Source organism: Streptomyces sp. NPDC005070, assembly GCF_053600395.1.
Window position 1 is genome coordinate 1 of sequence record NZ_JBSFZS010000223.1, and the last position, 6,709, is coordinate 6,709.

4 protein-coding genes are annotated in these 6,709 nt (G+C 71.4%); 1 reads left to right on the top strand and 3 read right to left on the bottom strand.

The genetic code is table 11. The features are described 5' to 3' along the window. The 3 genes from ACWEBX_RS36070 to ACWEBX_RS36080 all read right to left on the bottom strand — a co-directional run. A partial coding sequence (locus ACWEBX_RS36070; RefSeq protein ID WP_451888976.1) for a DUF2071 domain-containing protein occupies window positions 1–268 on the bottom strand: 268 nt, incomplete at its 3' end. Between the two features lie 120 nt (window positions 269–388). Next, entirely contained in the window at window positions 389–1,297 is a 909-nt protein-coding gene (locus tag ACWEBX_RS36075) for a hypothetical protein (protein WP_451888977.1), read from the bottom strand. Window positions 1,298–1,898: 601 nt separating this feature from the next. Next, entirely contained in the window at window positions 1,899–2,660 is a 762-nt protein-coding gene (locus ACWEBX_RS36080) for an SMODS-associated NUDIX domain-containing protein (RefSeq protein ID WP_451888978.1), read from the bottom strand. Window positions 2,661–2,731: 71 nt separating this feature from the next. Between ACWEBX_RS36080 and ACWEBX_RS36085 the strand changes: the two genes are divergently transcribed. After that, window positions 2,732–6,709: NACHT domain-containing protein (locus tag ACWEBX_RS36085; RefSeq protein ID WP_451888979.1), on the top strand; the 3,978-nt coding region annotated here is incomplete at its 3' end.

The following is a 6,709-nucleotide window of genomic DNA, read 5'->3' on the forward strand; positions in this document are numbered from 1 at the left end:
GTCGGCGCCCCAGATCCGGGCGGCGGTGTTCTTGCGCATCGGCTGCCAGGCGGGCGAACGGCCGCCGTACGGGAACGGACCGGAAGGCGACGAGGCCGACGTAGGTGAGCCCGTCGTGGGTGTCCGCGGTGAGCCCGTGCGGCAGCAGTGGGGCGACGGCCGCGGGGTCGACGGCCCAGTGGATGAAGGTGAGGTCGAGCCACCGCTGGGTGAGGAGCGGGCTGCGCACTGCGGCCGGCGGGTCGGGCGTGATGGGCGTGGGGTGCACTCCACAAGGGTGCCGGATCGCGTGCGGGAGGCGGGAGGCGGGGGGCGGCCGGGCGGTGATGGTGGCGGTGGGACCACTCTGCCTCGTCCGCGCCGTCCGGTGACCACGGGGAGCGTGGCTTCAGCCGTGCAGCGGGATCTTGTGGCGGCGGGCCGGGGAGGGCGGCCACCGCAGGTGTACGCCGGTCATGCGGGCGATGAGGCGCAGATGGGCGCCTGTGTTGCCGACGTACCAGAGCGGGCGTTCCGCCCTGGTCCAGACGTACGCCGGCACGCCTGCGTCCAGGAGGGTCATCAGGCGGGGTTCTTCGAGCGTCGCGGCCGCGAGCGCGTACAGCGCCGGCAGTCTGGGGGCGATCACGCCGTAGTCGAGCATCCGGGCCAGGGCGTGTTCGTCGAGAATGGTGTCCTCGGTGGGCAGCGTGACGGGGTACACCGACGGGAAGGACCGGCCGAGGTCGAGGAACCACTTCACCGTCCCGTAGCGGGGGTCCACGAGCCGTGGCCCGAGCGGGGCCAGCCGTCCCAGCATGAGCCGCGGCCGTACGAGCATGGCGTGGGTGAACAGGACGCGGAGCAGGGCGACGTTCATCATGAACCGCTCCACCTGCGATTCCGGCGCGGCCAGGTCCTCGTGGCGCAGGTAGCCGGCGACGATGCTGGCGTTGTGGGCGCGGTACCAGGCGGCGGGCGACGGCTCGCGGATGCAGTCCACCCAGTACTCGACACTTCTGGCGCTCGCCTCCCCCGGGGCGCCGGCGCACAGCAGGCCCGCCTCCACCTTGTCCCTGAGGAGCCCCTCGTTCACGGAACGCCACCATGCGCTGCCCGGGCGCGCCCCGGACTGCGGGGCGAGCACTCCGCGTGCGGCGGACCAGCGCAGAAAGCTCAGCTCGGCGTGACCGTACCGGCGCAGGGGCTCGGAGGAGTGCGTGTAGAACTCCTGCGCCAGCGCGAGGCGTGCGCTCACGTCGTCCCGGACCAGCGCGATCCGCCGCTCGGCTCGGGAGGCTGCGTCTGCATCGGACATGGGGATCCCATCGGGCTGCTGTCACTTCGGGGAGCCGAGCCGGGGAACCCGGAGCCTTGCCAGACGAGCCGCTGGCGGGTGCCCCTGCGTTTCCTGCCCGGGCCGCTCCGCAATGGCAGCGCTCGCGTCCGGGAAGGCGTTCGGGGCGTACGGCTTCCTGTGCCGGGGGGTGAGGTGGCCGCCCGCTCTCCTTCTCTCAGGATCCGTGGTGGTGGCGTGTTCTGCTAGTCATCGCGGATCGGTGGCGTCCGAGGTGCCTGTACTGGTCCGAAATGGCGGTGCCAGGCCGGTGTGGCCGTCGAGTGCGGCATCAGGGACCGAGGTCCGACGCCGTGCGGATGGACTCCGGCGTTCTGGACCGGAGGCGCAGACCGCTGCCATCACTGCCACTCCCGCCATGGCACCCAGCCGCCGCCCCGCTTCGTCATGCGGAGGGATGCCAGCCGGGCGGTGTGCAATGGTCGGCTAGGGCCCGCGGCTCATCAGCGCACGCCGGACGCCCTGCCGTCGCCGGGAAGGCTCGGGCGCGGGGCCAAAACGGATCAGCCCGCCCGAGAGCGTGGTGAAGGAAGCTGGAGCATCTCGTCCCTTCCGGGGTCGTTCAGCGCAGCGGCGGCAGATCGGCGCGTAGCCGCTGGGTGCCCATCAGGTAGGCGGTATGCGGCCCAACGTAGAAGCGGCTGTGGCGGCCGTGTTTGATGTCCTCGGCCGTGACGAGTACCGCCCCCGCATTGTCGGGATCGGCGGCCAGCGCGAGGAGCGCGTCACGGAGGGTGATCGCTTCGGGGGCGTCGAGATGGAGATCGAAGACATCGAAAAAGCGGATCTGCCGGAAAGCATGGCCGGGCACCCGCAGCGGGCCCTCGACGACGTGCCGTACGGGGGCGAAACGCAGCCGCTCGATCCCGGTGGCGAGCTCCGGATGACCGATCTCACCAAGTTCCTCGGCCAGTTCCCGGCGGATCGCCTCCAGGCTGCTTTCGCGGTCCCGTTCGTCGTGGAGCCAGCGCGCAAAGCGCAGCAGTGCCCGGGCGGGAAGGAAACCCCGCAGGTCGCTGCGCATGCGCTGGTCCACCCGGCCGTCCTCGCGAAAGCCCAGGCGGTCCAGGTCGGGGCGGGCCGAAGGGTGGTACTTGAGGACCCCGCCCAGCGGACCGTAGGAATCGGGACGGTAGGGCGAGTGGATCAGGAGATAGTGGTCGTCGTCCTGGATCCGCAGCAACGATGCCACCGAGACTCGAACTTCACGCAACGGCCGCATCGAGACCGCCAGCAGGGGCAGCCAACGCCGGTTGCCCCACAGCATGGAGACGAGCCAGCTCAGCAACGCGACCAGCAAACCTGTCCAGATGGCTTCCAGCATGCGTCTACCCGCCCCCCACGAGTCCCTTCGATGCGAGACTACCCGCAGCCGAGCATGCCGGGGGGTGAGTGGTGGAAGTACACTTCCTGCCCGGTTGCGGGGTGGCCGACGGCGAGCGGGCCGAGATCGAGTGGGTGCTGAGCCGGATCGCCGTGGGCGACGGTCCCGGCCGTCTGCCCCGACCCGTGCACCGGGTGGAGGTCGTCGGTCTGATCGCCGGAGGCCGCAGCGGAGCGCAGGTGCTGGAGATCCGGGTACGGCGCGGCATACCCGACGTGACGGAGTGGCATGTCGCCAAGCTCCAGGACGCGGCTGCCGCACGCGGCGAATGGCAGGCGTACCAGAAGCACATGGCCACGCTGGAGACGGCGTATCGGACATCCGTCAGCGCGGTGAGCGAGACGGTGCTCGGCTCGGACGTCCCCCTGCCCGGCGACCGCGAGGCCGTCGTGTACCAGCACGTCAGCGAACGGATCGGGGAACCGGGGCGGTCCCTGACGACACTGGAACAGCTCGCGGTCCAGGCGTTGGACGGCTCGCACGAAGCCCTGCGCAGCGCCGAGACGGTCGTCGGGCGCCTGCTCCGGCAACTCGGTGGCACCCTCTACCGCGCCGCGGAGCCCGACCGCAGGATCAGCCTCCGCTGGCTCAACCCCGTCCTCGGACCGGACCTGCTGGTGGAGACGGCCGACCCCGCCGTGCGTACGACGCGGGTCTATCCGGCGGATCTGCTCGCTGCCTCCTGCGCCCCCGACGAGGCGGGGCACGACCAGCGCCTGCGTCCCGGGGCGTGGATCGCCGTCGAGGTGTCGTCGGTCCGTGGGGAGGACGGGGTGCTGCTGGCGCACACCTCGCCCGACACCCGCATCGAGATCCTGCCTGGGCCCGCAAGCCCCCTGCCGCAGGACGGCATGTCATCGGGGCCGGGCCTGCCGGACGGAGGCCGGCTGCTGTACGCCACGGTCCTCGCCACGCGTACCCAACGCTACGCGCAGCTGTGCAGGGACCTGCTGGGCGACGCGCTCGAACTGAACGGCACGGAGGTCAGGCTGGACGGCTGCCGGTTCGGCCATCCGTTCGGCCGGTTGCACGCCATCCTGTGCGACCCGGCAGAGGGCTGGGTGTCCGCGAGCGTCCACGGCGATCTCAACCCGCGCAACGTGCTGGTGGCGGACGATCAGCCGTACCTGATCGATCATGCGCGGGCGGAGGACCTGCAGCCCCAGATGGGCGATCCGGCCTGGCTGGAACTGAACCTGCTGCGCGGCGTCGTCGCGCGCCGCCTCGGCTGGGAGGAACTCATCCGTCTGCAAAGGGTGCTGGCGGTGAGCTGCCGTCTGCGGCCTGAGGCTGATCCTCGGGACGCTGCCCTGCCAGGCGCCTGGCCGCTGGACGGCGAACCGGAACATTTCGTGGCCGCCTTCCGTCTGCTGTGGCAGGTACGCTCCGCGGCCCGCGCGATCTACCCCGACCAGGGACGCCGCCCCTGGTGGCGGGAGTACCTGGCCCAGCTCACCCTGGCCGCCTGCCGGACACTCAAGTGGCCCGCCGAAGCACACGACCCCATCACTGCGGGCGCTGCACTGGTGGCCGCGGGAGTGGCCGGCGAGTGTCTCACCGACAACACGGCGCCACAGGCCGGCGGGTTCTTCACTCACTGGTCGGCCGCCGGACTGGGGCGGCTGGCTGCTTGGCTGCTGCCTCGGCTGGATCCGGCCGAACGCGATGAACGGGCACTCCTGGTGGAGCTCGTCTCCGCACTCGGCGCCGCCAATCCGGCCACCGGACACCGGCTCACCGCGTCACTCGAGCAGGCACGCGACAGGGCGGTGCGCGCATTGTGCGGCGAGGCGGTCGAGCAGCGGCTGCGCACACTGCGCCCCGGCCGTTTGCCGTACATCCCGCTGCGGGCCTCCACCGGCAGCGGCACACGGCAGGACGACGCCTTGCGCCTGCTGGCCGATGAGCCGGCGGTCGTGCTCGTCGGGAGCGCCGGAGCAGGCAAGTCGACCGTCCTGCGGGAACTCGAGTACGGCTACCTGCGCGCCGTCAGCGGTGAGGCAACGGAGCAGCACCTGGCCGTACGAATGCCTGTACTGCTGGCGGCAACCGACGTCGCCCGTACATGGCGCCCCGCTGTCCGGCACGAGGATCTCCTGGCCGACGCGTGCCCAGGCGCCGGCCGTCTCGATCCCGACGACTTCCGTGCGCTCTTGGCCCTCGACGGCATCCAAGTACTGGTCGACGGTCTGGACGAGGTGCCCGGCCAGGCCAGGACGACCGTGTCGCAGTGGCTGGAGCAGTTGCGCACCGACCATCCCGGCGTGCGCCTGGTGGTCTGTCACCGCACATCGGCCTACCATGCGGCTCCGGCTCAAATCCTGCGCCTGCCAACAGTGGTGCTGCACCCGGTCACCCCGGAACAGGCGCATCACTACACGGGCGGGAGGCTCGCGGGCCATCTGTTCGGCACCGAAGCAGAGGACGGATCGGGCGTGCCCCCGGCTCTGGGTCGGTTGATGGGCACTCCCCTGTTCCTGTGGATGGCGGTCGAGGCGCAGATGTCCCTCGACCCGCCGCCGCGGAGTGTCGGCGAACTGTTCACCGCCTTCACCACCTGGTACCTGACCGAGCGTCATCACGAAGAGCACGACTCGGCGAACGACCATACCCGATACAGCCTGGACGACAAGGTGCCGTTGCTGGAGGCCGTCGCCGAGCACCTGACGGAGAACGGCAATCTCGCCCGGGCCCCGCTGGGACTGCTCGGCCCGCGGCTGGAGCGGCTGCGTCCGGACTGGCGCGCCGTGCTCGACGAGGTGATCGCCTCGGAGCTGCTCGTCGAGGAGCACCAAGCGGTCGGCTTCTTCCATGAACTGTTTCGCAGCTATTTCGCTGCACGGACCCTCGTGCGACTGGCCGAGGGGGACCCATCTGGGCTGTTGCGCCGGGCTCTGCGCTTCGAGTGGCAGGAGGCGGCGCGCATGCTGGTCGGCTTCCCCGAGACCGACCAGGGCAGCGTCACGCGGCTCCTGGACACGGCGGCCTCAGCGGATCCGCGTTACGGGGCCTGGCTGCTGCGCCACACCCTGGCCGCTGCGCCGGACAAGCTGCAGGCGTTCGTCGTACGGCAGGAAAACGTTCTGGCGGCGGCCTCCGCGGGAGCCACGGCATGGCAGCGGGCGGCCACCGCGCTGGCGGTCCTGCGTCGGCCGGCTGCCTGGTCGGCCCTGTCCGACATCGCCGCACGGGCCGGCCACCCGGTCGACGCCCGGGTCGCCGCGCTGCGTGCCCTGACCGACCCCCTGAGCCGGGACGTCGCCGCGGCCCGCCGGATCGCGGAGCGCGAACCCGCCGATCTCGCCGCGCTGCGCCGGGCCGTGGACGCCATCCTCGGCGCGACGGAAGGCGCACCGACAGACCTTGAGATTGTGGCGCTACGCGCGATCGGGCGAGCGGGGCTCACCTCCCTCAGCGGCTTCGCGGGCGAACGGATCCACGCCGAGGAGCCCTGGCCCCTGGTGCGGGAGGCGTCGTCGGCGCTCGCCACGCTGGAGATCGATCTCACACCACGTCAGCGAAGTCACCGGGAGGCCGCCTGCAGACGTCGCCTGCGGGCCGCAGACGCACAGGCGCAGGCCACGTCCATCACCGCGAAAAGCTCGGACTTGATACGCGAACGCGCCGAACTCCTCGCCGTACTGGCGCAGTCACGTGATCCGTCCGCGCTGGATGTCTTACTGAAGCATCGCTTCGTACCCGGTCTGGTGGAACTGCCGGACTGGTCCGGGCTGCTGCACGGTCCAGCTCGGGCCCGGCTCGATGCCACGCCGGACGACCCCGCGGCCACCCTGCTCCTCAACGACGGAGACGTACGGCACACCGCCTTGCAGGTCTTCGCCGACGGCGACGAGCTGCCCGCACTGGCAGCGGCTCATCGAGTGCTGTCGGATCCGGCGGGTCCGCCCTGGGACCTGCTCGAACGAGTCTCGCCCGAGGCTGTCCAGCGCGGCTGCGGCCGCCAGCAGCCGCCCGCCGGACGCCTCGGG